This window comes from Roseomonas sp. KE2513 (assembly GCF_016107305.1).
In the GTDB taxonomy this organism is placed as follows: domain Bacteria; phylum Pseudomonadota; class Alphaproteobacteria; order Acetobacterales; family Acetobacteraceae; genus Roseomonas.
On sequence record NZ_RCVR01000024.1, the window covers coordinates 1 to 24,883 of the forward strand.

Genomic DNA, 24,883 nt, shown 5'->3' on the forward strand with positions numbered 1-24,883 from the left:
AAGGCGGGTTCGCCGTCGTTCAGGCGCGTCTTGACTGGGTTCGCGAGCGGCGCCGGGGGTGGTGCGGGCATGCTGGTCCTGGGGTAAGGGGTCACTCCGGCTTGATCCCCGCGAGCTCGATCGCGCGGCGGGAGCGGGTGATCTCGTTGCGGAGGAACTCGGTGGTGCCGGCCGGGGTCTGTTGCTGCGGGCTGGCGGCCTCCGCGCCGAGGGCGGCGAGGCGCTCGGTGACGGCCGGGTCGTTGGTGGCGGCGGCGAGCGCGGCCTGGAGGCGGCCGACCACCTCCTCCGGCGTCCCGGCGGGCGCCCAGAGACCCGAGAAGGTGTAGAAGACGAAGTCCGGCAGGCCGAACTCGACGAAGGTCTGCGCTTCCGGCACGAGTGGGGCGCGGTGCGCTGAGGTGATGGCGAGGATGCGCGCCTGGCCATCCCGGTGCAGGTCGAGGACGGTGGAGAACTCGGTGAGCAGCCCGTCCACATTGCCGGCGACAAGGTCCGGCGCGGCCGCCCCGCCACCGCGATAGGGGACATGGACAAGGTTGGCGCCGGTCGCCGCCTTGAACAGCTCCAGCGGCACGTGGTTGGCGCCGCCGACGCCGGATGTGCCAACCGTGATGCCGGGCCCCTTTTTCGAGAGCTCCACCAGCTCTGCGAGATTTCTGACAGGCAGGTTAGCGCGCACGACGAGCACCATCGGCATGAGGCTCATCAGCCCGATTGAGGCAAAGTCGCGCAAGGGGTCGTAGCGCGGGTTGAGCATCAGCAGCGGGCTGTTCACCATCGGCCCGCCGGCGCCCCAGAGAAGGTTGTAGCCGTCGGGCCTGGAGCGGGCGACGACCTCCGCCCCCGCGCTGCCGCCGGCGCCCGCGCGGTTCTCCACCACCACGGGCTGGCCCAGGCGCTCGGACATGCGGGGCCCGGCGAGGCGGGCCATGAGGTCACCGTTACCGCCGGCGGCGAAGGGCACGATGATCCGGATGGGGCGGTCGGGGAAGGCTGCGAGGGCCGGCCGGGCCAGGGCGAGCGCGGGCAGGGCGGGGGCGAGGCGCAGCAGATGGCGTCTGGTCGGCATGGGCATCCCCTTCAGTCCGGCCGGATGCCGGCATCGGCCACAACCTTGCGCCATTTCGGCACCTCCTCGGCCAAGCGGGCGGCGAGCGGGCCGGGGCCGTCCAGCCGGGCCGTCGCCGCGCCCTCGGCCATGCGCGCCTGGAGGTCGGGCGCGTCGCGGATCGCCGCCATCTCCGCGTTGAGGCGGTTCAGCAGCCGCTCCGGCAGGCCCTTGGGAGCCATGAGGCAGAACCAGTTCGGCGCGGCGTAGCCCGGCACCTGCTCCGCGATGGCGGGCACCTCGGGCAGGGCGGGAACGCGCTCGGGCATGGTCACCCCGAGAATGCGCGCCTGCCCCTGGCGCACATGCTGGAGGAGTTCGAGCGTGGAACCGAAGATGAGCGACACGTCGCCGGCATAGACGGCGTTCACGGCCTGACTGACGCCGCGATAGGGCACATGGGTCATCTACACCCCCGCCAGGGCGGCGAAGAGCGCGCCGGCGAGGTGGTTGGCCGAGCCGACGCCGCCAGAGGCGTAGGTGAGGTCCCCCGGACGGGCCCGTGCATGAGCGAGTAGCGCCGCCAGGGAGGCGAAGGGCGAGGCGTTGCGGACGAGCAGCCCCGAGGGCACGTCGCACATAAGGCTGACGGGATCGAGGTCGCGGATCGGGTCGAAGTTCAGGGCGGGCTGCAGCGTGGGCACGATGGCGATTCCCGCACTAGTGGCAAGGAAGACGGATCCGTCCGCCGGCTGCTGCGCGACGTGCTGCGAGCCGATGCCGCCGCCCGCGCCGGGCCGATTGTCGATAATGAAACTGGCGCCGAGGCTGCGGCTGAGCCGGTCGCCGATGATGCGGGTGGGGATCTCGATGGGGCTGCCGGGCGCCTGCGGCACGACAAGGCGGACGACACGGACGGGCCAGGGTTCCTGAGCGCGGGCCGTGTTGATCGCCGCGCCAAGCCCACCGGCGGCGAGCGCGAGCGCGAGGCTCCTGCGACGCATTGTTCCTCCCCTTGCCCGCGCGGTGCCGCGGTGTTCGGGAAAGACTGCGCCCCCTCCCCATTACCGTCCAATAGGAAAAGGGGCGAAATCCATTGAATGAGGCAATGGGAAGGCCCTAACCGCCGTACTGCGCCGCAACGGTCGCCTTCAGTTGCTGAACAAAATGGCCCATCGCGGCCGAGCGTGGGGCGGAGCGGGCGCGCACCAGCAGGGCTGAGACCTCTATCCGTGGGCGGAGGGGGCGGGCGACCAGCCCCGGCAGGGGCATGGAGGCGAGGAGGAAGGGCTCGACCAGCGCAACGCCCACCCCGTGATACGCCATCATGATGCCGGTCAGCGAGAGGCTGACCTGCACGGCGATGCGGGGCACCACCCCGGCCTCGCTCAGCGCGCGGTCCACGGGGCCGCGCAGCAGGGTCTGGGGCAGGTAGGTGATGATGGCGTAGGGCTCGAGGTCGCGCACCTCGATCTCGGCTCGGGCGGCCAGCGGGTGATTCTCCCGCAGGACACAGGCGACGCCGGAGCGGACGAGCACCTCCGTCTCGATCTCTGGGTTCACCACGGGCTCGTAGGCGATGCCCAGTTCCACCTCGCGGCTGACCACACGGTCCACCACCTGTGGGGAGGTAAGGGATTGGAGCGCGACGCGCATTCCCGGCCGCGATTCCATGAAATCGGCGACGGCCTTGGCAAGGTAACCGTTCGCGATGGGAAAGGCCGCGGCGACGGAAAGGGTGCCGAGCCTTCCGCCCGCCAGATCCTGGGTGAGGCGCCCGATGGCGTCCAGCCGACCAAAGATAGCGGCCACGTCGGGAAAGATGGCCTCCGCCTCGGGCGTCGGGCGCAGCCGGCCGGCGACGCGCTCGAAGAGGCGGATTCTGAGGCTCGCCTCGCAGTGCTTGAGCACCGTGCTGACCGAGGGCTGGGTGACGCCGAGTAGCCGGGCCGCGGCCGTGACCGAGCCGGTGCGCATGATGGCGTAGAAGACCTCCATCTGTCTCAGGTTCATTATCCAGCTGCTCTCGCTATACGCGCCAGGACCATAGAATCCGTTTATGGGCGCTGGCGGTCAAACGACTGGACTTGGCAGGCGGCCTGACAGACCCTCCGCGCCCGCTGGAGGAACGAACCATGGATGCAGACCGGGCCTCGCCCTCGACCGGGGCCAGCCGCCAGGCGACGGTGCTCCGCGTCACCCATGCGGCGCCGGGCTTCGAGGTGCCGGCGGGTGCCTGCGACTGTCATGTCCACGTCTTCGGTCCGGCCGCGCGCTACCCCTTCGATCCCGGCCGCGCCTATACGCCCGGCGATGCCTCGGTGGAGGAGCTTCTGGCGCTGCATGACGCGTTGGGGCTGAAACGGGTGGTGATCGTCCACCCCAGCCCTTACGGCACGGACAACAGCTGCACGCTGGATGCCTCGCGCCGGTTGGGTGAGCGAGCGCGGGCGGTCGCAGTCATCGATCCAGGCTTCGGGACAGAGGAATTGCGGGAGATGCACGCGGCCGGGGTGCGCGGGGTGCGCGTGAACCTCGAGACAGCCGGGCAGCACGACCCCGCGGCCGCGGGCGCGCTGCTGGAAGCCGCTGCCCGCCAGGTGGCGCCGCTCGGCTGGCACGTGCAGACTTATACTAACATGGCGGTGATCGGGGCGCTGCACGAGACGCTGATGCGGCTGCCGGTGCCGCTGGTGGTGGATCATTTCGGCCGGGCGCGCGCCGAAGCGGGCACCGGGCAGGCGGGATTTCCCGAGCTGCTCACGCTGGTGCGGGCCGGGCGCGCCTATGTGAAGATCTCGGCGCCACATCGCATCTCCGACCGTCCGGACTGCGCCGATGCGGGGCCGCTGGCGCGCGCCCTTTTCGAGGCGAATCCGGAGCACGTGGTCTGGGGCAGCGACTGGCCGCATCCGGGCGGTGCGCGGACCGACATCGCGGCCATCGAGCCCTTCAACCCCATCGACGATGGGGCCGCGCTGAACCGGCTGGCCGAGTGGTTCCCGAACGCGGAGGCGCGCCGCCTCATCCTGGTCGAGAACCCGGCGCGGCTCTATGGCTTCAGTTGAGCGGCTGCCGACCGGAGAGCCGGCACAACATCGTATTCAGCAGCGGATGTGAACCAATGGCTCAGCGCAACGCCATGCACCTTATCGTCCTTCCCGGGGACGGGATCGGCCCCGAGATCACGGCCGCGACGGTGGAGGTGCTGGAGGCAGCGTCGGAGCGCTTCGGGCTCGGGCTGCAACTTGAGTCCGATATCGCCGGCCATGAGAGCCTACAGCAGCACGGCATCACCGTACGGCCGGAGCTGCTGGAGAAGGTGAGGGCGGCTGATGGGCTAGTACTCGGCCCGATGTCCACCTTCGACTACACGGACGAGAGCAAGGGCGGGATCAACCCATCCATGTTCTTCCGGAAGCGGCTCGATCTGTTCGCCAACATCCGGCCGGCGCGCACCTATCCGGGTGTGCAGCACCACGCGGTTTCCGAGTTCGACCTGATCGTGGTGCGAGAGAATACCGAGGGCTTCTACGCCGACCGTAATATGGAATCCGGCGGAAGTGAGATGCTGGTGACGCCCGATGTCTGCATCTCCCTTCGCCGCATCACGCGCGGTTGCTGCGAGCGGATCGCCCGCGCCGCCTTCCGCCTGGCGATGACCCGCCGCAAGCGAGTGAGCGCCGTGCACAAGGCGAATGTCTTGAAAATCGGAGACGGCATGTTCCTCGAGGAGTGCCGCAAGGTGGCGGCGGAGTTCCCTGAAGTGGCGCTGGACGAGTACATCATCGACGCCATGTGCGCCCATGTCGTCCGCGACCCCGCGAAGTTCGACGTGATCGTGACCACCAACATGTTCGGTGACATCCTCTCGGACCTGACGGCGGAGCTTTCGGGTAGCATCGGCCTCGGCGGCTCCGTCAATGCGGGCACGAGCCACGCGATGGCCCAGGCGGCGCACGGCTCGGCGCCGGACATCGCGGGGCAGGACCGGGCGAACCCGCTCTCGCTCATCCTCTCCGCCGCGCAGTTGCTCGACTGGCACGCGGACCGGCTGGGCAGCCAAGCCTTCGCCGGCGCGAGCCGCGCGATTGAGGCAGCGGTGGCGGAGGCCGTGGCGGCCGGTGAAGCCACGCAGGACGTGGGCGGAAGGCTGGGCACGGCCGCGACAGGTGCGGGTATCGCCGCGCGGCTGCGCGCTATGCCTGTACCCGCCTGACTCTGCAAAGAAGGAATGATTGGGGAGGAGTTCATGGGGCGTGTGTTAACCAGGCGGGCAGTGTCGATCGCCGGCGTAGGCGCCGCCGCCTTTGCAGCGAGTGCCATGGCGCAGGATACCGCCTTTCCGACGCGGCCCGTGCGCATCATCGTCCCCTTCGCGGCGGGTGGCCCGACGGACGTCATCGTGCGGATCATCGCGGAGGCGCTGTCTGAGCGGTGGAAGCAGCCCGTCGTCGTGGAGAACCGCGGTGGCGGCGGCACAATCGTCGGTACGAACGCGCTCGCCCAGGCGGCGGGGGATGGCTACACCATCGGCGTCGCCACCAATTCCTTCGTGATCAATCCCGCGATCCGGCCGCGCCTGCCCTATGACACGGCGCGGGCCTTCACGGCGGTCGGTATGCTCGTCACCTCGCCCTTCGTGCTGGTTGCCTGGCCGGACTTCGCGTCGAAGAACCTCGCAGAGCTGATTGCCTTCGCGAAGCGGGAGAGCAGCCCGATCGCCTATGCCTCGCCCGGACCGGGGACGGGCGGGCAGATGGCGGGTGAGTTGCTGCAGTTGAAGGCGGGCATCCGGATGGAGCACGTGCCTTACAACGGCAGCGCCCCGGCACTGACGGACGTGCTGGCCGGCCGCGTTCCGCTGATGTTCGACCTGTGGAGTTCCGTGCGGCCCTATGTGGAGGCGGGGCGGCTGAAGGTGCTGGCCGTGGCGACGGACGCGCCACTGCCCGACGCGCCGCAATACCCGACAATTGCCACCACCTTCCCCGGCTTCTCGGTGAGCGCCTTTCAGGCGATGGTGGCGCCCGCCGGCACACCGCCCGCGGCGATCAGGCGCATAGCTGCCGACCTGCGGGAGGTCGTCGCCTCTGAGCGCTTCGCGACGCAGGTCCGCCCGCTAGGCGTGGAGCCGGCGCCCTCGACGGCGGCGGAGCTGGAGACCTTCCTGCAGGGCGAGATGGCGAAGTGGCGCGAGGTCGCGCGCAGCTCGAACATCGTCCTCGAATGACCATTCAACGCAGCGGGCAGCCCTTGGCCCGATCCGGAGCGTCGATCATGACCAATCAACCGCGAGGTGCCGCCGACCTCGTCGAGGACCGCCCCGCGGAGGGCGTGTTCCGCGTGCATCGCGACGTGTTCCGCGATCCTCAGGTGTTCGAGCTGGAGATGGCGCGCATCTTCGAGGGAACATGGGTCTTCGTGGCGCTGGAAAGCCAGGTCGCGCGGCCGAACGACTTCCTCACGACCTATATCGGGCGCCAGCCGGTACTGCTGACCCGTGATTCGGAGGGGCAGCTTCACCTCTTCCTCAACAGCTGCCGCCATCGCGGCGCGGTGGTCTGCCCCCTCCGCAAGGGGCGGCAGAAGTATCATGTCTGTCGTTATCACGGCTGGGCCTACGACAGCGCCGGGCGGAACACCCTCGTGACGGACCGGGAGGACGGGCAGTACCCGGAGTCCTTCGACCGCGAGAGCCACGACCTCATCCGCGTTCCCCGCTTCGGCAACTACCGCGGGCTGCTCTTCGCCAGCCTTTCGGAAGACGTGCCGCCGCTGGAGGAGTATCTTGGCGAAGCGCGCGGCATGCTGGATCTCGTGCTCGACCAGAGCTCCACGGGCTGGGAGTTCGTGCCGGGGCCGGTGACATACACCTACGATGCCAACTGGAAGCTGCAGCTGGAGAACGGGCTGGACTTCTACCACTTCACCTCCACGCACAGCTCCTACGTGGATGTGCTGCAGCAGCGGGCAAAGCGGAACCCTCCCAGCATCAAGCCGCCGCCGGAGACGGATCCGGAGGCGCAGGGAAGCTTCAGCTTCGCCCATGGCCATTCCGTCATGTGGTCCATCCGCAATCCGCCGAGGGGCCTCCGTCCACTGGCGGTGGACACGGAGCGGCTGGAGGAGGTCCGCGGGCGCGTGGGCCAGGCGCGCGCCAAGTGGATGCTGCGCCAGCGCAACCTGACGATCTTCCCCAACCTGCAGATCATCGACATCGTCTCGCTGCAGCTACGCACCTGGCGCCCGTTGGCGGCAGACCGCACGGAAATGACCTCCCACTGCCTCGCGCCGATTGGCGAGAACGCGGAGGCGCGGCGGCTGCGCATCCGGCAGTACGAGGATTTCTTCAACCCGACGGGCCTCGCGACCTCCGACGACAATGTAATGTACGAGTACTGCCAGTCCGGCTACGCGGCCGATACGGATGGGTGGACGCAGGGCTACGCACGTGGCCTGGGCGGCGGCAGCGGCGCCAGCTCGCTCGCCTCGGAGATCGGGATCACACCGTTGGCGGAGGCTGTGGGCACGCTCGGCTTCGGCGACGAGACCTGTTTCCACGCCGCTTATCGCGAATGGCGGCGGCTGGTCTCGGGCGGCGAAGGGACGGCGGCGCGATGATGGATCCTGCTGCGGCGGTAATCTGCGCCGATCTTCTGTACCGCGAGGGGCTGCACCTCGACCGGCAGGAATGGGATGCCTGGCTGGCCCTTTATGCCGAGGACGCCGTGTTCTGGATCCCCGCCTGGCTCGACGAGCACCGCACGACGAGCGATCCGGACCGCGAGGTCTCGCTCATCTATCACGACTCGCGCTTCGGCCTTGAGGAACGGATCATGCGGATCCGGACACGGAAGTCGGTGACGGCGCTGCCGTTGCCGCGAACCGTGCACATGATCACCAACATCCTGCCCATGCAGGCCACGGCGGACATGATCGAGGTGACGTCGAGCTGGATCGTGCACGACTTCGACCCCCGCGTGTCGCGGCAGCACATGCTCTTTGGGCGATACGAGCATGGGCTGCGCCGGGGGGAAGACGGGACATGGCGGATCGCGCGCAAGAAGGTGCTGCTGACCAACGATGTGATCCCGACAGCACTGGACTTCTACAGCGTGTGACGCCTCAAGCCGGGATCGGCGCCGGGAGGTCCGCCTCGATGCCGAGCGCGCGGGCGGCGTTCTGCGAGACCATCTTACGGATCTCCTCGTCGCAGTAGCCAAGCTTGATGCAGAGCTTGATGCCCCGGCGGAAGCCCTCGATCGGGCTGAACACGCCGGTCTGCCCGAGATCGGAGCAGAGGATGGTCTGGCCTACGCCGGCCGCATCAATGTGCTTGCGCAGATCCTCCTCCTCGCAGGTCTTGAACTTGGACCCTTCGAGGAACATGCAGAGGGAGTGCTCGACGAAGGCACCCATGGCGGCGATGCCGCTCACGTCGTTCATCGAGGCGTCCACGATGTCCTCCGGATGCGTCAGGACGAGGCGGTTCACGCCGCGCCGGCGGGCTTCCTCGAAGATGAGCCATGTCTCGCTGATGTGCAGGTGGCCGCTGGCGAGGGCGATGTCGTTCCGCGCGATGATGTCGAGAACCTCCTTCACCTCGTCCCGCACGGCTTTGCTGCCGTCGAGAACCGGGATTTCCGCCGCCGGCCGGATCTTCTGGGTGGAGGCCGGGTGGACCCAGCCCGCGGTCTTCTCCCAACGCAGGTGGTTCTCGGCCGCGAGGGTCGGCATCCAGACGACCTTCCCGCCCATGGCCGCCATGTGCTCGACGGCATAGGGATTGAAGCCGCCGACCACGTTGTTGAGCACGATGCTCGAATAGACTTTCGTCTTCAGTTCGGGATGGTGTCTGGCGATGAGGGCCGCCGTCATGACGCCGCTGTAGTCGTGGTCCTTGGTGACGACTGCCGCGAAGCCCGCCTCGGATGCCTCGACCGCGAGCTGGAGATGGTCGATGGCGCGCTCGGCGATGGAGGGGCCGCTATGGACATGCGGGTCGATCGCGCCTTGCAGCAGGGCGTCCACGCGCTGCTCCACCGCGTCCTTGCTGCCTACTTCTGTCATGCTGTCCTCATGGGCTGGTCGGCTGTCGGGGCCGGGGCGGATCCCTGGGTCGGATCGGATGTCGTGGAAGGCGGCCTCACGACGGCATCGGGTAGTCGGCCGCGTTGAGCACCCAACCCGGCTTGTTCGAAAAGTCCTCGCGCGGTGGGCAGAAGAGGTCGACCATCTGCCCGGCCTCCTTCGCTTCCGAGGTGTGGATGGAGGGCGGCGGGATGACGGTGAGGGAGGGGCCGCGGCAGTACTCGTGCTCGTCGGGCCGCCAGATCGTCATGTCGGTGGTCCAGGGCCAGCGGAGATGGTGCGTGTAGGCGCCATCGAGCACGAGCGAGCCCTGCTCGAAGTCGTCGTGGTGGTGTGGGGACATCTTGCGCGGGTCGCGCGGGCCGTCGGCGGGGTCGAGCACGTTCACCATCAGCGTGGTGCAACGCCAGATGCGGCCGAAACGCTTCGGGTCCGGCGGCACGTCCAGGCTGTAGGCGCGGAAGACCAGCCCGCCCGGCGGCTCCGGCCAGGGGCGTAGCGGCGGGATGTTCGGGTCATGCGCAGCATAGGCCGCGGCGTTGGAGCATTTCGCGACGAGGTCTTCCGCCCGCGTCGTGAGGATGCGCACCACGCGGCCAGGTCGCAGCACCTCGATGCGGCTGTTTCCGGGCGGGATGAAGGCGAGGCTGTTGCCGGAGAGGCTATGGCGGGTGCCGGACACCTCGACCGCGATTTCGATGCCGGCATCGGGCAGCAGCACGGCGTACTCGTCGGGCTGGGCGTCGCGCGAGAGCACAGCCCCGGCCTCGGCTTCCGTATAGGCGACCAGGAAGTTCTGCGCCCGCGCGTACCAGTGCCGTGCGGCCGCGTCCTGCTCCACTGGCGGGGTTTCGTAGAAGCGCTCGTAATGCGCGGGGCTGAAGGTGGTCGGCACGGGCGCGGGGCCGGCGGGAGGCGCGGCGAGGGCGGCGCGCGGGTCGGTCTGGTCGTACATAATCAGTGTCCGCTACTGCTTGGGGATGTTCGCTTCCTCGACGATACGGGACCAACGCTCGCCTTCCGTGCGAATGAAGGCTCCGAAATCCTCGGGGGAGGTGAAGGCGGGGGTGACGCCGAGTTCGAGCAGCTTCTCGCGGATCTCGGGCAGGGCGAGGACACGGCCGATCTCGCTGTTCATGCGCTCCACCACGGCGCGCGGCATTCCGGCAGGGCCGGCGACGCCGTTCCAGGAGCCGACGACGTAGCCTGGAAGGTCGCGTTCCGTGGCCGTAGGAACGTCGGGCAGCAGCGGGTAGCGCTCGGCGGAGGCCATGGCGAGCGCGCGGAGCCGCCCGCCCTGGATCTGGCCGAGCACAGGAGCGAGGATCTCGCTGGCGACATGGACGTCGCCGGTGGTGGTGGCGTTGATGAGATCCGGCGTGGAGCGGTAGGGCACGACGGTCATTTCCACGCCCGCCATGCTGCGAAGCAGCTCCGCGCCGAGGTGCTGCGCGTTGCCGACGGCGATGGAGCCGAGATTGATGCTGCCAGGCTTCGCGCGGGCGGCCTCGATCACGTCCTTCAACGTGCGGTAGGGGCTGTTGGCTGCCGTCAGCAGCACGTGGTCGAAGGTGGCGACACGGGCGACGGGGGCGAAATCACGCTTCGTGTCGTAGGGAAGGCTGCGATAGGTCGCGTCCGCGGTGCTGTTCGTCGTGGTGAGCAGCAGCATCGTGTAGCCGTCGGGCGTGGCGCGGGCCACGGGCTCGGCCGCGACGATCCCCGCGGCACCGGGCCGGTTGTCGATGATGATCGGCTGCCCCAGTCCTTCCGAGATCTTCGGCGCAATCATGCGTGCCGTGAGGTCACCCACGCCGCCCGGCGCGAAGCCGAGCACGAGGCGGATCGGGCGGTTCGGCCAGGCGCGCTGTGCCAGGGCGGGCTGGGCGAGTGCCGTGCCGGCGAGAGCAGTGCCGAGCAGGGCGCGGCGGGCGATGGTCATCTGTCTTCCTCCCTGGTGACGTTTCTTTTCTGGCCGTTCAGCCCTGCTGTTCCGCCGTGACGTAGCGGCGCCAGTTCTCGTTGAGCGGTGGCATCTGCGCGAAGGTCCTGCGCGTGTCGGCGGCGCGGCCTACGAGTGTTTTTGCGGTCAGTCCCTTGGCGGCCAGGTATGCATCCAGCGACGAGACTGCGTCGCGCAGGACCCCGGCGCCGCGCAGCATGACCGGCGAGGCGATGCCGACGGCGCTCGCCCCTGCCAGCATCATGCGCGCCACGTCGCGCCCGTCCCGCGCGCCGTTGATGCCGATGAGCGCCGCCTCGGGTCCCAGCCTCGCGCGGGTGAGCGCGAGCCAGTGGCAGGTGAGCGGCAGATTCCAGTAGCCGCCGATGCCCAGACTGGTGCCGAGCATGGGCGTCATGCTGTCGAGGTCGGGCACCATGCCAAGCAGCCGTCCCGCCATCACCACGGCGTCAGCCCCGGCCTCGAAGGCGGCCTCGGCCAGTTCGGGAACGCGCTCGGACTGGCCGGTAAGCTTCACCCACAGGGGGAGCGAAACGGCGCCGCGCATGGCTGCGACGAGCTCTCCGACGCGGCTCGGCTGCAGCTCCGTCGTGACCACGCCCTTCGCGGCCTGGCTGGCATAGGGCGTGCCGATGTTGAACTCGAGCGCGCGGAGCCCGGCCTTCTCGATCTCGCGTGCCAGCTCCAACGAGGCCGAGAGATCGGCCATGACGAGGCTCGCAACGAGGAGGCAGTCGCGGTCGCGGGCGAACCGGTCCATCGCGACGTTCTGGGCAAGCCATTCCTCGAAGCCAAGCGGCGACATGCCGGAGCGGCTGGCCAGCGTCACCTCCGGCGGAGCACTGGCATTCCAGGGAACTGGGTTCCAGCCAGCATCCAGCGCCACGTATTCGGCCCGGCCGAGCTGATCCTTGCCGGCCATCGTCTCGTTCGTGGACTTCACGACGACGGCGCCGGCGCCGGCTTCGATGGCGGCGCGGATCCCCTCCGCCTCGATCAGGTGCTCGGCCGCCGCAGCGATCACGGGATTCTTAATGAGGGTTCGGCCGAAACCGGCCTGCAGGCGGGAGGTCACCGGCAGCGTGGCTCCGACGGCTGGCTGGGGAGTGCGACCGCCGGTCGCCGCGAATTGCGCGACATGTTTCTCTCCCATCGGGTTCAGGGTTCGCGCACAAAGAACGCTGTTCCAAAATTGGTAGGTGGTGGGTCGGCGATGGTCAAGCCTGTTTTGCGCGGCTGGACATTCCTAGTTGTATTCCTCATATGATGTTCTTTTCTCGCGAACAGCAGGGTGGCCATGCCAGCACCGCGAAATCTCGATCCACCCGGTGTGCGGGCTGCTGACACGGTGCTTTCCGTGCTCGAGACCGTCGCCTGGGCGGGAGAACCGATCGGCGTCACGCAGATCGCGCAGTCGCTGAATGCGACGAAGAGCGCGATCTTTCGCCATCTCCAGACGCTCGTGGACCGCGTCTACGTGATCCAGGACGCCGATACGAACCGCTACCGGCTTGGGCCGCGCGCCTTCCTGCTCGGTTATCTGGCGCCACGGTCATGGGACCTAGCGCAGACTCTGGATGGTCCGATGCGGGAGCTGCGGGACGCGGTGGGATCGGCCGTGGTCCTGAGCACGCCGACGCCGCAGGGCGCGCTCGTCGTCTCCACCCATCCGGGAACCCATCCGATCGAGATTGGCGTACGCCCGGGCAGCGAGCTCCCGCTGCACGCCTCCGCGCAGGGAAAGGTATTCCTCGCCTTTGGATCCAAGGCCGCATCGGATCGCGTGCTGCGGGGGCCGCTCGCCCCACTCACGGACCGCACGATCACGGACCCGGACAGCCTGGCGGCGGAACTCGCCCGCATCCGGGAGCAGGGCTACGCGACCGCGCCGGAGGAGACGCTGCTGGGCTGCAACGCGCTGGCGGTGCCGATCCACGATCACGAGGATCGGCTCGTGGCCTCCATCGCCCTGGTGGGCTCGATCCAGCACATCACGACGGTGCCGGGCCCGCCGCTGATCAGCGCCATTCGCCTCGTGGCGGAGAAGGCTTCACGGCTGTTGGGGCAGGGGCTCGGAACGCGCGTGCCGACGCCCGCGGAGCGCCGGCGCTGACCCTCTGCCGGTGAGGCAGTGGCTCAGGAGGCAGCACAGCTCCGCGCGCTGCAGCAGGTCCCGCGACGCCCCAAGTGTCCATTCTTGTCCAGTGATGGCCTCAAAAGGGGCATGGATGTGCGCCCGGCGACCGCTTCTCAACCCACTTGGACGGTCATGGTGCCGATTCCACCGATGGCCGCCTGCATCACGTCGCCCGGGCGGATCGGCCCCACGCCTTCCGGCGTGCCGGTGAGGATAATGTCGCCCGGCTCCAGCGTGTAGAAGCGAGAGGCGAAGACAATCAGCTCGGGGATGTCGAGGAGGAGGTCGCGCGTGTTGGCGCGCTGCCGTGCCTCTCCGTTCACGTCGAGGGAGAGGTCGAGAGCGGCGGGGTCGGCGATCTCGTCGGCCGTCACCATCCAGGGGCCGAGGACGGTGTAGCCATCGGGGGACTTGCGCATGCTCCGCTCCTCCGGGCCGCGGATGGTGATGTCGAGACCGATGGCATAGGCCGCGACGTGGCTCATCGCGGTCTCGCGCGTCGCGTTCTTGCAGGGGGTGCCGATGATGGCGGCAAGCTCCACCTCGTGGTCTGTGCGACGCTCGGGCTGGACGAGGCGGAGCGTGTCGGAAGCGCCGGCGAGGGAGGAGGTCGCCTTCAGGAAGAGGCCCGTCTCCTCGATCTTGCGGACATGGGCGGCGTGGAAGGTCGCGGGGTCCGCTTCGGCTTCCTCAAGGTGCTTGCGGTAGTTCACGGGCGCCGCGACGATCTTGCCGGGATTGGCAACGGGCGGGCGCAGCCGGACCGAGGCGACCGGCACACCGGGCATCCCGTCCACAAGTGCCAGGATGGGCGCGCGCAGTTTTGGCAGGGCGGCGACGAGCAGGTCGTGGCGTGGCAACGGGTAGCGGCCGGCGGGCAGCGCGTCGAGCACGGCGGAGACGTCGTGCACCAGCTCCCCCTGGACAAGGCCAAGCCGGTTGTCGTCGAAAATACAGAGGCGCATCGGGAGGGCTCCGGTAACAGCGGCAAGGTTTGGTAGAGGAAAGCGCCGCCCGCCGTCGATGGGGCGCCTTCCTCAGCCGCAGCGGTGCAGGCCGGCCGCGTAGAAACCCCGCAGCGCCTCCCGCAGAGGAGCCGTGGCCTCGCGCCAGTTGCGTGCGCCCTCGGCGCCGCGCCGCGCCTGGGCATCCAGTTCCGCCTGAAGGGCGGAAAGGTCGAGGCCCGTGAGGGCGCCGTCGCGCACCACTTCCCGCCCGGCCACCACCATCCGGCGCAGGGCGCCGCGCGTGGCGCGCTGGGCGACGAGGGCGGCGTCGGGGCTCTCGAGCACGAGGTCGGCGGAGAGGGCGGCGCGGTCCAGCACCATGATGTCGGCGGGGGCGCCCTCCGCCATCGGTTCCGCAGGCGCCTGGCCAGTGACTGCCTGCCGGCCTCCGGCGCAGGCGGCGCTGAACAGGGCGTCCAGCGGCAGACCTTCGTCCAGCGAGGTGCCGCGGTGGAGCAGGGCGTTCAGGCGCAGCTCCCGGAAGGCGTCGTCGTCATCATCCACGGTGAAGCCGTCGAGCCCGGTCGCGAGGGGGACGCCGCGGCGGTGCATCTCGGCCATGGGCGGGATACCGTTCCGCAGGTGCAGGTTGGAGCTCGTGTTGACCGAGACCGTCACGCCGCGCTCGGCCAGCAGCTCCATCTCCTCCGGCCGCAGCCAGGTGCAGTGCGCGAGGGAGAGGCGCGGCGAGAGGAGGCCGAGGCGGTCCAGATGGCGGACCGGCCCATCCGGGTGCTCGGCATCCAGGTACTCGCGTTGGAGACGTGATTCGAGCAGGTGCATGTGGATGTGCCGGCCGGTGGTGGCGGAGCGCTCGGCGATGGCCGAGAGAAGGGTGTCCGAGCACCATTCAAGGCCGTAGGGACCGTATTGCACCGTGACCAGCGGGTCGTCGCAGCTTTCGGCGAGGGCGTCGGCGAGACGCAGTTGCTCGGTCGGCGAGCGGGGCGGGGCGACGAGGCGCGCCTCCACCAGCGCGCGGGTTTCGGGCGGCAGGCGGGTGAGGATCGCTTCATCGGGGGCGTAGGCGAGGGCGTTGCGGTCGCGCATGGAGACCGCGATCGCCACGCGCACCCCGACGGCGCGGGCGGCGCGCACCACGTCCCGCAGCTCATCCTCCAATCGCGCCGGGTTCTGGGGGCGGGTGTAGTGGATCATGATGGCGCCGCAGCCGCCGAGAGCTTGACGGCCAAGGGCGGCGGCAACCACCAGCCAGGGGTCGCAGACCGGTGCGCCAGTCATGGTGGCGAGCCAGATTTCCAGTGGTAGGTCGAAAGCGGCCAGCGCGGTGGGGCGGATGCCGCGCGCGTGGTCGTGCGCGTTGGCGAAGGGCGGCATGAGGATGTTGGCTGCCGCCTCAGGGCCTGCGGGCTCGGTGGCGGCGACGTGGTCCGCGCGCAGGGTGAGGCGCAGGGGGGTGCAAGCCGGGCAGGCCGCCCCGAAGCGGAGCGGGCGTCCCTCGAGGATCAATGCCGTGCCCCTTGGTCGAGGAGGAGACTGTCGATTTCCAGCGGATGCCGGCGAGCGCGGGCGTCAAGGGCAAGAAGTGCGCTGACCAGCGGGGCGCGGCGGGTGCGGAGGGCGGCGTACTCGGCGGCTATTGCGACCTGCGCTTCCTCCGCCTCGGCAGCGAGCGCGGTGGGGTCGAAGCGCGTCGGGCGGCCGTCCCGGAGAAGTAGCTCGCCCTCCACGAGCACGTGGCGGAGGGAACGGGCGGGCTCGGCGTGGACGAGCTGGCGGACGGCGCTGTTGAGTGGCACCCAGGCGGGATCCGAGAGGTCGAAGAGCGCAAGGTCGGCGCGGTGGCCGGGCCGCAGCCCGCCGACGACGCCGGTGAGGCCGAGCGCGCGGGCGCCGCCGAGCGTCGCGGCGCGGAAGGCCTCGGCCGACGCTTCCTCGGGCCTAGTGGATTGGAGGGAAAGGTACAGCGCGGCGAAGCGCATCGCGGAAAGAAGGCTCTGCGCGTCGCCCGCGCTGCTGTTATCGCAGCCGAGCGCGATGCCGGTGCCGGCGCTCGCGTAGTGTCGCAGCGGGGCCGCGCCGTTCAGCAGCCGGAGGTTGGCGACGGGGTTATGCGCGAGGTGGCCGCCGGCCTCCGCAAGACGACCGATCTCCTCCGGCGTGATCCAGACGCCATGGGCGATGACCAGCCGCTCGTTCAACAGGCCGTGACGGGCGAGATGGCTGAGCAGGGAGCCGCCATCCTCGCCATAGGCAGTGCGCGCTAGGACGGCCTGGGCGCGGGTCTCATAGAGATGGGTGCAGACTGGCAGCCCGCGCTCCCGTGAGAGGTTGGCCGCCCATCGGATTAGCGTGGGTGAGCAGCGCTGGGGCGCGGAGGGGGCGAGGACGCTGCCAAGCAGGCGGCCGCTCACGGCGTCGAGCAGGGACTCGACAAGGCGCATGCTCGGCGTGGGGTCGCTCGCGCGTGGAAGGGAGGAGAGGATGTCGGGCGGCAGGACCTCGGCGGCAAAGGGCAGGGTTTCCGCCATGCCGCGATCGGCCAGCTGCCAGCCGAGCAGGGCGCGCAGGCCGATGGCTCGGTGGCCGTCGATCACCGCCTCCGCCTGGCCGCGGTCGGCGCCCTGGAGCGTCACCATGTCCTGCACCGTGGTGATGCCGTGCATGAGGCATTCTGCCGCGTGGAGGCGGGTACGGAGATGAACCTCGGCGTCCGGGCGCCGCTGCCAAGCGGAGGGGAAGGAGAGGGCGCCCCAGGCGTCCAGCGGCAACCCCTCGAAGAGGCCGCGCAGGAGCGTGTCGTGCGAGTGCGAATGCGCGTTGACGAGGCCGGGGGTGAGGAGCAGGCCCTTCGCTTCCAGTCGAGGCGCGCCGGCGCCGCGCGCGGTGGCTTCTGCACCAAGCGCGGCGATGCGTCCGTCCTCGACCAGGAGGTCGGCGGCGGGCGGGCGATGGAGGTCGTCGCTCTCGGGGTCCAGCAGCCGCGCGCCGGCGATGAGGAGGCGCGTCATGCGCGCAGCGCGGCGGCCGCGGCCTCAACGGCATCCACGATGGCGTGGTAGCCGGTGCAGCGGCAGTAGTTGCCCGACAGCGCCTCGCGGATCTCGGCGCGGGAGGGGGCGGGGTTCGCGGCCAGCAACTCGGCGGCCTGGAGGAGCATCCCCGGCGTGCAGAAGCCGCATTGCAGGGCGGCACGGTTGAAGAAGGCGTCCTGCAGGGCGCGGATGCGGCCGGTTTCGGTGGCGCCCTCGATCGTCTCGACGCGGGTGCCGTCGGCCTGCACGGCGAGCATGAGGCAACCGCGCACCACGCGCCCGTCCACCTGCACATGGCAGGCGCCGCAGACGCCGTGCTCGCAGCCGACATGGCTGCCGGTAAGGCCCTGCCCGTGGCGGAGCCAGTCCACGAGGCTCTGGCGCAGCGGCACGCGGGCGCGGGTCGGCTCCCCATTCAGGGTGAGCGCGATCTCAGCGGTGGGTTCGTCCGGGTGGTCCATGGTTCAGTTCGCGAGGGCCCGGCGCAGCAGCACGCGGGCGAGATGGAGGCGGTGAGCGGCGGTGACCTCTGCACCGGCCATGGCGTCCGGGGCGGAAAGGGCGTCGCAGGCAGCCTCTGCACCAGATGCGACCAGCACCGCCTCGGCGGCGTGCTGGCGGCGTGGGGCGGGCTCGAGGCCGCAGAGGGCAATGCGCGCATCTGCGACGCGGCCCGCTTCCCGGCGAAGGGCGAGGGCGAGGCCGGCCATGGCGTAGTCGCCATGGCGGCGTGAGACCTCGGTGAAGCCATGGGTCCAGCCGGGAGCGATGGCGGGGATTTCGATGCGGAGGAGAAGTTCGTCGGGCTTGAGGGCCGTGGCGTAGACGCCGCGGAAAAAGCCTTCCGCCGGGATGCGGCGCTCGCCGCGCGCGGAGGCGGCGATGAGGGTGGCGCCGAGGGCAACCATGCAGGCCGGCATTTCGGCCGCCGGATCGGCCAGGGAGATGCTGCCGCCGATCGTGCCGCGGTTGCGGATCGCCGGGTGGGCCACATGGTGCAGCGCCTCGGTCAGCATCGGTGCCGCCTGCCGCACGAGGGGCGAGATCAGCACATCGGCGTGGCGGGTGCGCGCGCCGATCATCAGCAACCCCGCTTCGAGCGAGATGCCATCGAGGCCGGGAATGCGGTTGATGTCGAGCAGCAGGCCCGGCCGTGCCATGCGGAGGTTGAGCATGGGGATGAGACTCTGTCCTCCCGCGAGCACCGAAGCCTCCGCCCCGTGCTCGGCGAGCGCGGCGAGGGCGGCGTCCAGCGTTTCGGGGCGGGCGTAGTCGAAGCGGGCGGGCTTCACGGCAGGGTTCCGAGGGCGCGGAGGATGACGGCGGGCGTGATGGGCATCTCCGTCACCGCCGCCCCGCGCGCGGCCAGAGCGTCGTTCACGGCGCAGAGCACGGCGGCGGGCGCGCCGCAGGTGCCGGCCTCGCCCGCGCCCTTGGCGCCGAGGGCGGAGCCGGAATAGGGCGTCTCGACATGGCCGACGGTGATGTCGGGCGCGTTGTCGGCCATGGGCAGGAGGTAGTCGGCGAGCGTGCCGGTCAGGAGCTGGCCATTCTCAGGATCGTAGCGGCAGGCCTCCAGCAGCGCCTCGCCGATGCCCTGTACGACGCCGCCGCGCACCTGCTCGTCCACGAGCAGCGGGTTGAGGCGCCGACCGCAATCGCCGACCACCCAGTGGCGCAGCGGGGTCACGAGGCCGGTGTCGGGATCGACCTCCACGAGGCTCGCCTGCAGGCCGTTGGTGGTGAGGAAGACGTCCTCCTCGCGCCGGAACTGGTGGGTGGCGGTGAATTGCGGCTGGAGGCCGCCCGGCAGCTCGTGGCCGCGGAAAAAGACGGTGGCGGCGAGGTCGGAAAGCGTCATGCGCGTAGCGCCCGTCTTGTCCACGACCTGACCATCGCGGAGGTCCAGCGCCTCGGGCGTCGTTTGAAGCAGGGAGGCGGCGGCACCCAGGATCTCGGCGCGCAGCTTGCGGCCGGCGCCCCAGGCGGCCTCGCCGCCGATGCCGGCGCCGCGCGAGGCCCAGGCGCCGCCGCCGTGCGGGGCATTGCCGGTGTCGCCGGTGTGGAGAGTGACGCGGGACGGGGAGACGCCCACAGCATCGGCCACCACCTGCACGATGCCTTGCTGGATGCCTTGGCCGATCTCGGCCACCGAGGCGCGGGCGATCACGTCGCCGCCGGGCTCGAGCTGCACCACCACCGTGTCCACCGCGGAGACGGGGATGCCGGCCGGGCCGTAGGCGCCGGGGCCCGAGGCCGTGTACTCGACCACTGCGGCGAAGCCGAGGCCGACCAGCCGGCCCTCTCCGCGCATCGCCGCGATTTCAGCGCGCAGGCTGGGCAGGTCGAGCAGGCGCTCGAACTCCGCAAGCGTGGCGGTGTGGGACAGCTCGGCCATGCGGCCGCCGGCCGGGTTGGTCCAGGGCAGCTCCGCCTCCCGAAGCAGGTTGCGGCGGCGGAACTCGAGCGGGTCCTCCCGGCGCGCGGCGGCGGCGAGATCCACCAGGCGCTCGGTGGTCGCGCAGCCGATCGGGTGGCCGACCGAGCGGTACTGGCCGGTGGGGACCTTGTTCTGCAACACCGAGCGGAGGCGCGCGCGATAGGCTTCGAAGCGATAGGGGGCACCCACCGTCCGCAAGGCGCTGATCGCCTCGACCGTGGAGGAGCGGGGATAGATGGAATAGGCGCCGAGGCCCTGGATGTCGTCCACGTCGAAGGCGAGAATGCGGCCCTCGGCGTCCACGGCCATTCGGGCGCGCATGACGTGCTCGCGCGCGTGGATGTCGGCCATCAGTGCCTCGATGCGATCCGAGACCCAGCGCACGGGGCGGCGCAGCAGGCGGGAGGCGGCGCAGATCGCGACCTCGTCGGGATAGACGTGCATCTTGATGCCGAAGCCGCCGCCGATATCACCGGCTATGACGCGCACGCGGCCCATGGGCAGGTCCAGCAGCTCCGCGAGATGCACCTGCATCTGGTGGGGAATCTGGTGGGAGAGGCGGACCTCCAGCGCCTCGGCGGCGGGGTCGTAGTTGGCCAGGACGCCGCGGGATTCGAGAGGCACGCCGGTGTGGCGGGTGAAGACCAGCCGGTCCTCCACCACCAGGGCGGCGCGCGCGAAGGCGGCCTCCACGTCGCCGTCGCCGAACTCGGTGCGCCAGGCAAGATTGGAGGGGAGACCCTGATGCACGGCGGGCGCATCGGGCTTCAGCGCGGCCACGGGATCGGTGGCGGCGGGCAACTCGTCCCAGTCGGTGCCGACCAGCTCCAGCGCGTCCTCCGCGATCGCGCGGGAGGCGGCGAGGACGAGGGCGACGGGCTCACCCTGGTAGACTGTGTGCTCCCGGGCTAGCGGACCCTGCTCGGGCGAGACGAGGCCGGGGAAGGCGAGCGACTGGGTGCGCCAGGAGCGGCAGGCGGGGGCGAGGTCCTCCGCGATGAGGACGGCGCGCACGCCGGGCAGGGCGCGGGCCGCCTCGCGGTCGGTGATGCGGAAGGCGGCGTGCGGAAAGGGGCTGCGGAGGAAGGCGGCGTGCAGCTCGCCCTTCGCCGCGTGATCATCCAGGTAGCGGCCGCGGCCCTCGACGAGGCGGCGCGTGGCCGCGCGGGGCAGGGGGCGGCCGATCCAGCCGCCGGGGGGGAGAAGTTCGTTCATGTGAGCGAATGCAGGCCCAGGGCGGCGGGGATAGCGAAGACGAGGATCGGCACGAAGGCGATCACCAGCGCCACCACCAGCATGGTGAGAAGATACGGCAGGAGATGCCGGCTGAGGTCGGGCAGCGTCGCACCGCTGATGCCGAGGATGATATAGAGGCCCACGCCCAGTGGCGGCGTGAAGAGGGCGATGCCCATCACCGTCGTCATCACCGTGCCGTAGTGCAGCAGGTCGATGCCCAGTTCCCGCGCGATGGGGACGAAAACGGGGATGAGCATGAGCATGCCCGGAATCCCGTCCAACAGCGCGAAGAGGACGAGGAAGACAAGGATGCTGAGGATCATGAAGACGGTGCGCCCGCCGCCGACCGAGGCGATGAGGCCGGCCAGCGCCTGCGGCACGCCCTCCACCGCCATCAGCCAGGCGAGGATATTGGCACCGGCGATCATCAGCATGACGGCACCCGTCGCCACGCCGCTGCGCACGAGGGCGCGAGCGAGGAAGGCGGGGGTAATCTCACGGTACAGGAAGCCACCGGCGATGGCCGCGTAGGCGACGGCGACCACTGCGGCCTCGGTGGGGGTGAAGAGGCCGCCGAGGATGCCGCCGAAGATGATCACGGGCAGCAGCAGCGCCCAGGCGGCGCCGCGCACCGCGCGCAGGCGCTCGCGCCAGGGAAGGCGCGGCTCCGGCACGATGCCGCTGCGCCGCTCCTCGATGCGGAGCTGGACCATGAGGGCACCGGCCATGACGAAGGCCGGCAGGAAGCCCGCGGCAAAGAGTGCGGCGATGGAGGTGTTGGTGACACTGCCGTAGACGACCATGGTGAGGCACGGCGGCACGAGGATGCCCATGCCGGCGGCGGCCGCAACGATGGCGCCGGCACGGGCGGGGGTGTAGCCGCGCTTCTTCATCGAGGGGATCATCACGGCCCCAACCGCGGCTGCATCGGCGTTGGTGGAGCCGGAGATACCGGAGAAGAGCATCATCGCGACCACCACGACGTTGCCCAGCCCGCCGCGAAGGTGGCCAACGAGGCCTGTCGCGACGGCGATGAGGCGGCGGGAGATGCCGCCCGTCTCCATCAACTCACCCGCCAGGATGAAGAAGGGGATGGCGAGGTAGGTAAAGCTGTCGATAGCGCCGAAGGTGCGGCTGGCGACGATGCTCATCGGCACGCCCTCCAGCAGCCAGAGGCCGATGGCGGCGGCGGCGCCCAGGGCGAAGGCGATAGGCGTGCCGATGGCAACGAAGACGAGGAAGGCTGAGAGGATCGCGGTCACCCGACGCCCTCCGGCAGCGGAGTGTCGGCGACCGGTCGCTCGCGCAGCAGGCCGGCCAGGAGGTGGAAGAGCATGAGGGCGGCGCCAACGGGGATGGCGGCGTAGGGCAGGGCCATGCCGATGGGGAGGGTGGCAGAGTCCTGCAGCGCGGCCTGGGCGGTCTCGTCCAGCCCGGTGCGGAGGAGGATGAGGAGGAAGCCCGCGCCGATGACCACCGCCACGCCGCGCGCAACGGTGCGTAGAACGGGGCTCAGGCGCTCCAGCAGTGCGTCGAGGGCGTAGTGCGCGCCCTCGCGCGTGGCGAGCGCCGCGCCGACGAGGCTGACCCAAACGAAAAGATAGCGCGCCGCCTCCTCCGACCAGATCAACGGCTCGTTGAAGGCGTAGCGCGCGACGACCTGGGCGAGGGTAACGCCCGTCATCGCCGCGACGAGCAGGCCGAGGACGAGGGCTTCCAGCGTTGCCAGCCAGCCGTCCAGCCGGCCGACAAACTGTTTCAGGATGAGCATCTGGTCAGCCGACGGTCGCGACGATGCGGTCCACGAGCTGCTTGCCGAGCCGCTCCTCGAATTGACCGTAGGTCTTGCGCCCGGCCTCGCGGAAGGGGGCAAGGTCAGGCTGGGTGATGTTCACACCGGCGGCGCGGATCGCCTCCATCGCGCCCGAATCCTTCGCGCGGCGATCCTCGGCCACGGCGCGGCGCCCCTCGAGCGAGGCCTTGCGCATCACGGCCTTCATGTCCTCGGGAAGGCGGGTCCAGTTGCGCTCGCTCATGACGAAGGTGTTCACGAGCATCATGTGATTCGTGATGGCGAGGTTGCGGGCGACCTCCAGGTGGCGGGAGGTGAGGAAGGTGACGTTGTCGTTCTCCGCGCCGTCGAGAACGCCCTGCTGGAGGGCGGTGTAGACCTCGCCGAAAGCCATCGGTGTCGGCGCGGCGCCGAGGCTGCGGAAGAGGGCAATGAAGGAGGGGTTGGGAATCACGCGGATCTTCATCCCGCGCAGGTCCGCGACGGCGGCGACGGGCTTGCTGCGCGTATAGATGTTGCGGAACGTCACCTCCCAGAAGTTAACGACGCGCAGGTTTGAGGCGGCCGCGCGGCGCACCAGCTCCTCCTCGACCACGGGGCCGTCGAGCAGGCGAAAGGCGGCGGCCTCGTCCGCGACTAGGTAGGGAAGGTCGAGCACGCCGAACTGCGGCACGAAGGTGACCATGCTGGCCGAGGCATCAATGATGCCGTCGAGCACGCCAGCCTGGACGTTCTGCCACATCTCCCGCTGCGCGCCGAGCTGGCTGGAGGGAAAGAGGCTGATCTTCAGCCGCCCACCGCTCTCGGCCTCTGCCATTTCGGCCATGCGGCGCGCACCGACAAGGATGGGGTGCTGCGGGTCAAGCGCACTGCCGATGCGGAGCGTGCGGACATCCTGCGCACCGGCTGGGCGCAGGAAGGGGGCGGCGAGCGCCGTGACGAGCAGGGAGGTGGCGGTGCGGCGCTTCATCGGTTCATTCCTCGTTCCGTGCGGCGCCTGGAGCCTGCAGGAATCGTGCCTCCACGCGCGAGCCGGAGTTGCTCTTGCGCAGGGAACAAGGGATGCCCTGGTCGATGATCTTCGCCAAGGGGGATAGGGCGTCGCGCGCTGGCTGTTCCCCGCGCGCGACGAAGCCGGAACTCAGATGACGCTTGACCACTCCGCGGGCGCGAGGCGGTAGCCGTTCCCCTCCTTCAGCACCGTGCCATTGGCCGGGAAGGACCAATGATAGGCGGTGCAGCGGATGCGGTCCGCCGAGACGCGGTCGAAGAGGCGGCGGCGCGTGGCCTCGGCCAGGTTCGGGTCCATGTCGAAGATCACGTGCCAGCCGGGATTTGTCAGGTTGAACTCGGGGCGCGTGGTGAGGTCGCCGAGGATCATCGCCTGCGCGTTGCCCTCGGAGAGGTGGTATGAGGTGTGACCAGGCGTATGGCCGGACGTGTCCATCGCTCGCAGCCCGGGCAGGATCTCGGCGCCGTCCGCGATGCGCTCCACCTTGCCCTCATAAGGGGCGAAGCGGCGGCGGACGTTGGCGAAGGCTGGGCGCATGGCCTCGGGGGCGCGGCTCGCCTGGCCTTCGTCCATCCAGAAGGCCCATTCTTTCTCCGGCACGATGATGCGGGCGCGCGGGAAGGCGGCGTTGCCGGCGCCGTCGAGCAGGCCGCCGATATGGTCGCCGTGGAAATGAGTGAAGACGACCATGTCGATCGTGGCCGTGTCGATCCCCGCCGCCGCGAGGTTGGCGCCGAGCTGGCCGACACGGCTGTCCGCCGCCGTCTGCGGCCCGTTGCCGCTGTCGAACATGACGGTGCCGCGCGGGGTGCGAAGCACGGTGATGGTGAAAGGGTTCACCAGCCGCGAGGGGTCGAGGCCCTGCGCGCGCATGGAGGCCGCGACTTCCTCCGATGAGGCGTTGCGGACGAAGCCCTGCGTGGGGTCGGGCCGCACGGCTTGGCCGTCATGCACCATGGTGACCAGCGATTGGCCCACCCGGAAGCGGTAGAAGCCGGGCGCCTGCGTGGGCGCGAGGCCAGCGGGCGCCGGTGCCGGTGACTGGGCCCAGGCGGTAGAGAGCAGGGCGGGCGCGGCGAGCCCGGTTGCGAGCAGCTTGCGTCGATCCATCGGTCCGTTCCCCTTGGGTGTGGGGAACAGTTTTGGATGCGCGCG

At 70.0% G+C, this 24,883-nt stretch carries 22 protein-coding genes and 1 pseudogene; 6 read left to right on the forward strand and 17 right to left on the reverse strand.

The genetic code is table 11. The annotated features are described in order from the left end of the window. Window positions 1-91: 91 nt before the first annotated feature. The 3 genes and pseudogenes from D9599_RS20615 to D9599_RS20630 form a co-directional block, all read right to left on the reverse strand. Window positions 92-1,072, reverse strand: coding sequence for a tripartite tricarboxylate transporter substrate binding protein (locus tag D9599_RS20615; protein WP_198383181.1), 981 nt, complete (start codon window positions 1,070-1,072; stop codon window positions 92-94). 11 nt (window positions 1,073-1,083) lie between these two features. Next, a pseudogene (locus D9599_RS31475) lies at window positions 1,084-2,055 on the reverse strand (tripartite tricarboxylate transporter substrate-binding protein). 115 nt (window positions 2,056-2,170) lie between these two features. Beyond that, window positions 2,171-3,064, reverse strand: a complete 894-nt coding sequence (locus tag D9599_RS20630; RefSeq protein WP_198383184.1) for a LysR family transcriptional regulator — start codon at window positions 3,062-3,064, stop codon at window positions 2,171-2,173. Window positions 3,065-3,186: 122 nt separating this feature from the next. Between D9599_RS20630 and D9599_RS20635 the strand changes: the two genes are divergently transcribed. Genes D9599_RS20635 through D9599_RS20655 form a run of 5 tightly spaced genes read left to right on the forward strand, consistent with a single transcriptional unit; the run spans window position 3,187 to window position 8,175 of the window. Then, window positions 3,187-4,119: an amidohydrolase family protein gene (locus tag D9599_RS20635; protein ID WP_198383185.1), complete on the forward strand. Its 933-nt coding sequence runs from the start codon at window positions 3,187-3,189 to the stop codon at window positions 4,117-4,119. A gap of 56 nt (window positions 4,120-4,175) precedes the next feature. After that, window positions 4,176-5,270, forward strand: coding sequence for an isocitrate/isopropylmalate dehydrogenase family protein (locus D9599_RS20640; RefSeq protein WP_198383186.1), 1,095 nt, complete (start codon window positions 4,176-4,178; stop codon window positions 5,268-5,270). 33 nt (window positions 5,271-5,303) lie between these two features. Continuing rightward, on the forward strand, window positions 5,304-6,284 hold the full coding sequence (locus D9599_RS20645) for a tripartite tricarboxylate transporter substrate binding protein (protein ID WP_198383187.1): 981 nt from the start codon (window positions 5,304-5,306) through the stop codon (window positions 6,282-6,284). Window positions 6,285-6,331: 47 nt separating this feature from the next. Beyond that, on the forward strand, window positions 6,332-7,675 hold the full coding sequence (locus D9599_RS20650; protein WP_198383188.1) for an SRPBCC family protein: 1,344 nt from the start codon (window positions 6,332-6,334) through the stop codon (window positions 7,673-7,675). Continuing rightward, on the forward strand, window positions 7,672-8,175 hold the full coding sequence (locus D9599_RS20655; protein WP_198383189.1) for an aromatic-ring-hydroxylating dioxygenase subunit beta: 504 nt from the start codon (window positions 7,672-7,674) through the stop codon (window positions 8,173-8,175). Before D9599_RS20650 ends, D9599_RS20655 begins: the two co-directional genes overlap by 4 nt. Window positions 8,176-8,179: 4 nt before the next feature. On the opposite strand, the gene D9599_RS20660 is transcribed toward D9599_RS20655, so the two are convergent. The 4 genes from D9599_RS20660 to D9599_RS20675 all read right to left on the reverse strand — a co-directional run bounded on the left by D9599_RS20660 (window position 8,180) and on the right by D9599_RS20675 (window position 12,183). Beyond that, the gene (locus tag D9599_RS20660) at window positions 8,180-9,124 is read right to left on the reverse strand and encodes a DUF6282 family protein (protein ID WP_198383190.1); all 945 of its coding nucleotides are present in this window, start codon (window positions 9,122-9,124) and stop codon (window positions 8,180-8,182) included. 76 nt (window positions 9,125-9,200) lie between these two features. Next, a complete protein-coding gene (locus D9599_RS20665; RefSeq protein ID WP_198383191.1) occupies window positions 9,201-10,100 on the reverse strand; it encodes a hypothetical protein in 900 nt (299 codons plus the stop codon). 12 nt (window positions 10,101-10,112) lie between these two features. Continuing rightward, window positions 10,113-11,087, reverse strand: coding sequence for a tripartite tricarboxylate transporter substrate binding protein (locus D9599_RS20670; RefSeq protein ID WP_198383192.1), 975 nt, complete (start codon window positions 11,085-11,087; stop codon window positions 10,113-10,115). A gap of 37 nt (window positions 11,088-11,124) precedes the next feature. Further along, a complete protein-coding gene (locus D9599_RS20675) occupies window positions 11,125-12,183 on the reverse strand; it encodes a dihydroorotate dehydrogenase (protein ID WP_309228673.1) in 1,059 nt (352 codons plus the stop codon). A 222-nt stretch (window positions 12,184-12,405) separates the two neighbouring features. Here D9599_RS20675 and D9599_RS20680 point away from each other — a divergent pair, with 222 nt between their 5' ends. Beyond that, window positions 12,406-13,221, forward strand: coding sequence for an IclR family transcriptional regulator (locus D9599_RS20680; RefSeq protein WP_198383194.1), 816 nt, complete (start codon window positions 12,406-12,408; stop codon window positions 13,219-13,221). A 137-nt stretch (window positions 13,222-13,358) separates the two neighbouring features. On the opposite strand, the gene D9599_RS20685 is transcribed toward D9599_RS20680, so the two are convergent. The 10 genes from D9599_RS20685 to D9599_RS20730 all read right to left on the reverse strand — a co-directional run bounded on the left by D9599_RS20685 (window position 13,359) and on the right by D9599_RS20730 (window position 24,838). Then, the gene (locus D9599_RS20685; protein WP_198383195.1) at window positions 13,359-14,210 is read right to left on the reverse strand and encodes a fumarylacetoacetate hydrolase family protein; all 852 of its coding nucleotides are present in this window, start codon (window positions 14,208-14,210) and stop codon (window positions 13,359-13,361) included. 72 nt (window positions 14,211-14,282) lie between these two features. After that, entirely contained in the window at window positions 14,283-15,722 is a 1,440-nt protein-coding gene (locus tag D9599_RS20690) for an amidohydrolase family protein (RefSeq protein WP_198383196.1), read from the reverse strand. Then, the gene (locus tag D9599_RS20695; protein WP_198383197.1) at window positions 15,719-17,224 is read right to left on the reverse strand and encodes an amidohydrolase family protein; all 1,506 of its coding nucleotides are present in this window, start codon (window positions 17,222-17,224) and stop codon (window positions 15,719-15,721) included. Before D9599_RS20695 ends, D9599_RS20690 begins: the two co-directional genes overlap by 4 nt. Continuing rightward, on the reverse strand, window positions 17,221-17,709 hold the full coding sequence (locus D9599_RS20700; protein ID WP_198383198.1) for a (2Fe-2S)-binding protein: 489 nt from the start codon (window positions 17,707-17,709) through the stop codon (window positions 17,221-17,223). The genes D9599_RS20695 and D9599_RS20700 overlap by 4 nt, the downstream gene beginning before the upstream one ends. 3 nt (window positions 17,710-17,712) lie before the next feature. After that, complete coding sequence (locus tag D9599_RS20705; RefSeq protein ID WP_198383199.1) at window positions 17,713-18,540, reverse strand: xanthine dehydrogenase family protein subunit M; 828 nt, start codon at window positions 18,538-18,540, stop codon at window positions 17,713-17,715. Further along, entirely contained in the window at window positions 18,537-20,903 is a 2,367-nt protein-coding gene (locus tag D9599_RS20710) for a xanthine dehydrogenase family protein molybdopterin-binding subunit (RefSeq protein WP_198383200.1), read from the reverse strand. The genes D9599_RS20705 and D9599_RS20710 overlap by 4 nt, the downstream gene beginning before the upstream one ends. Next, the gene (locus tag D9599_RS20715) at window positions 20,900-22,186 is read right to left on the reverse strand and encodes a TRAP transporter large permease (protein ID WP_198383201.1); all 1,287 of its coding nucleotides are present in this window, start codon (window positions 22,184-22,186) and stop codon (window positions 20,900-20,902) included. Before D9599_RS20715 ends, D9599_RS20710 begins: the two co-directional genes overlap by 4 nt. Next, window positions 22,183-22,695: a TRAP transporter small permease gene (locus tag D9599_RS20720; protein ID WP_198383202.1), complete on the reverse strand. Its 513-nt coding sequence runs from the start codon at window positions 22,693-22,695 to the stop codon at window positions 22,183-22,185. Before D9599_RS20720 ends, D9599_RS20715 begins: the two co-directional genes overlap by 4 nt. Before the next feature lie 4 nt (window positions 22,696-22,699). Then, a complete protein-coding gene (locus D9599_RS20725) occupies window positions 22,700-23,686 on the reverse strand; it encodes a TRAP transporter substrate-binding protein (RefSeq protein ID WP_198383203.1) in 987 nt (328 codons plus the stop codon). Between the two features lie 171 nt (window positions 23,687-23,857). After that, entirely contained in the window at window positions 23,858-24,838 is a 981-nt protein-coding gene (locus D9599_RS20730) for an MBL fold metallo-hydrolase (protein WP_198383204.1), read from the reverse strand. Window positions 24,839-24,883: the final 45 nt, after the last annotated feature.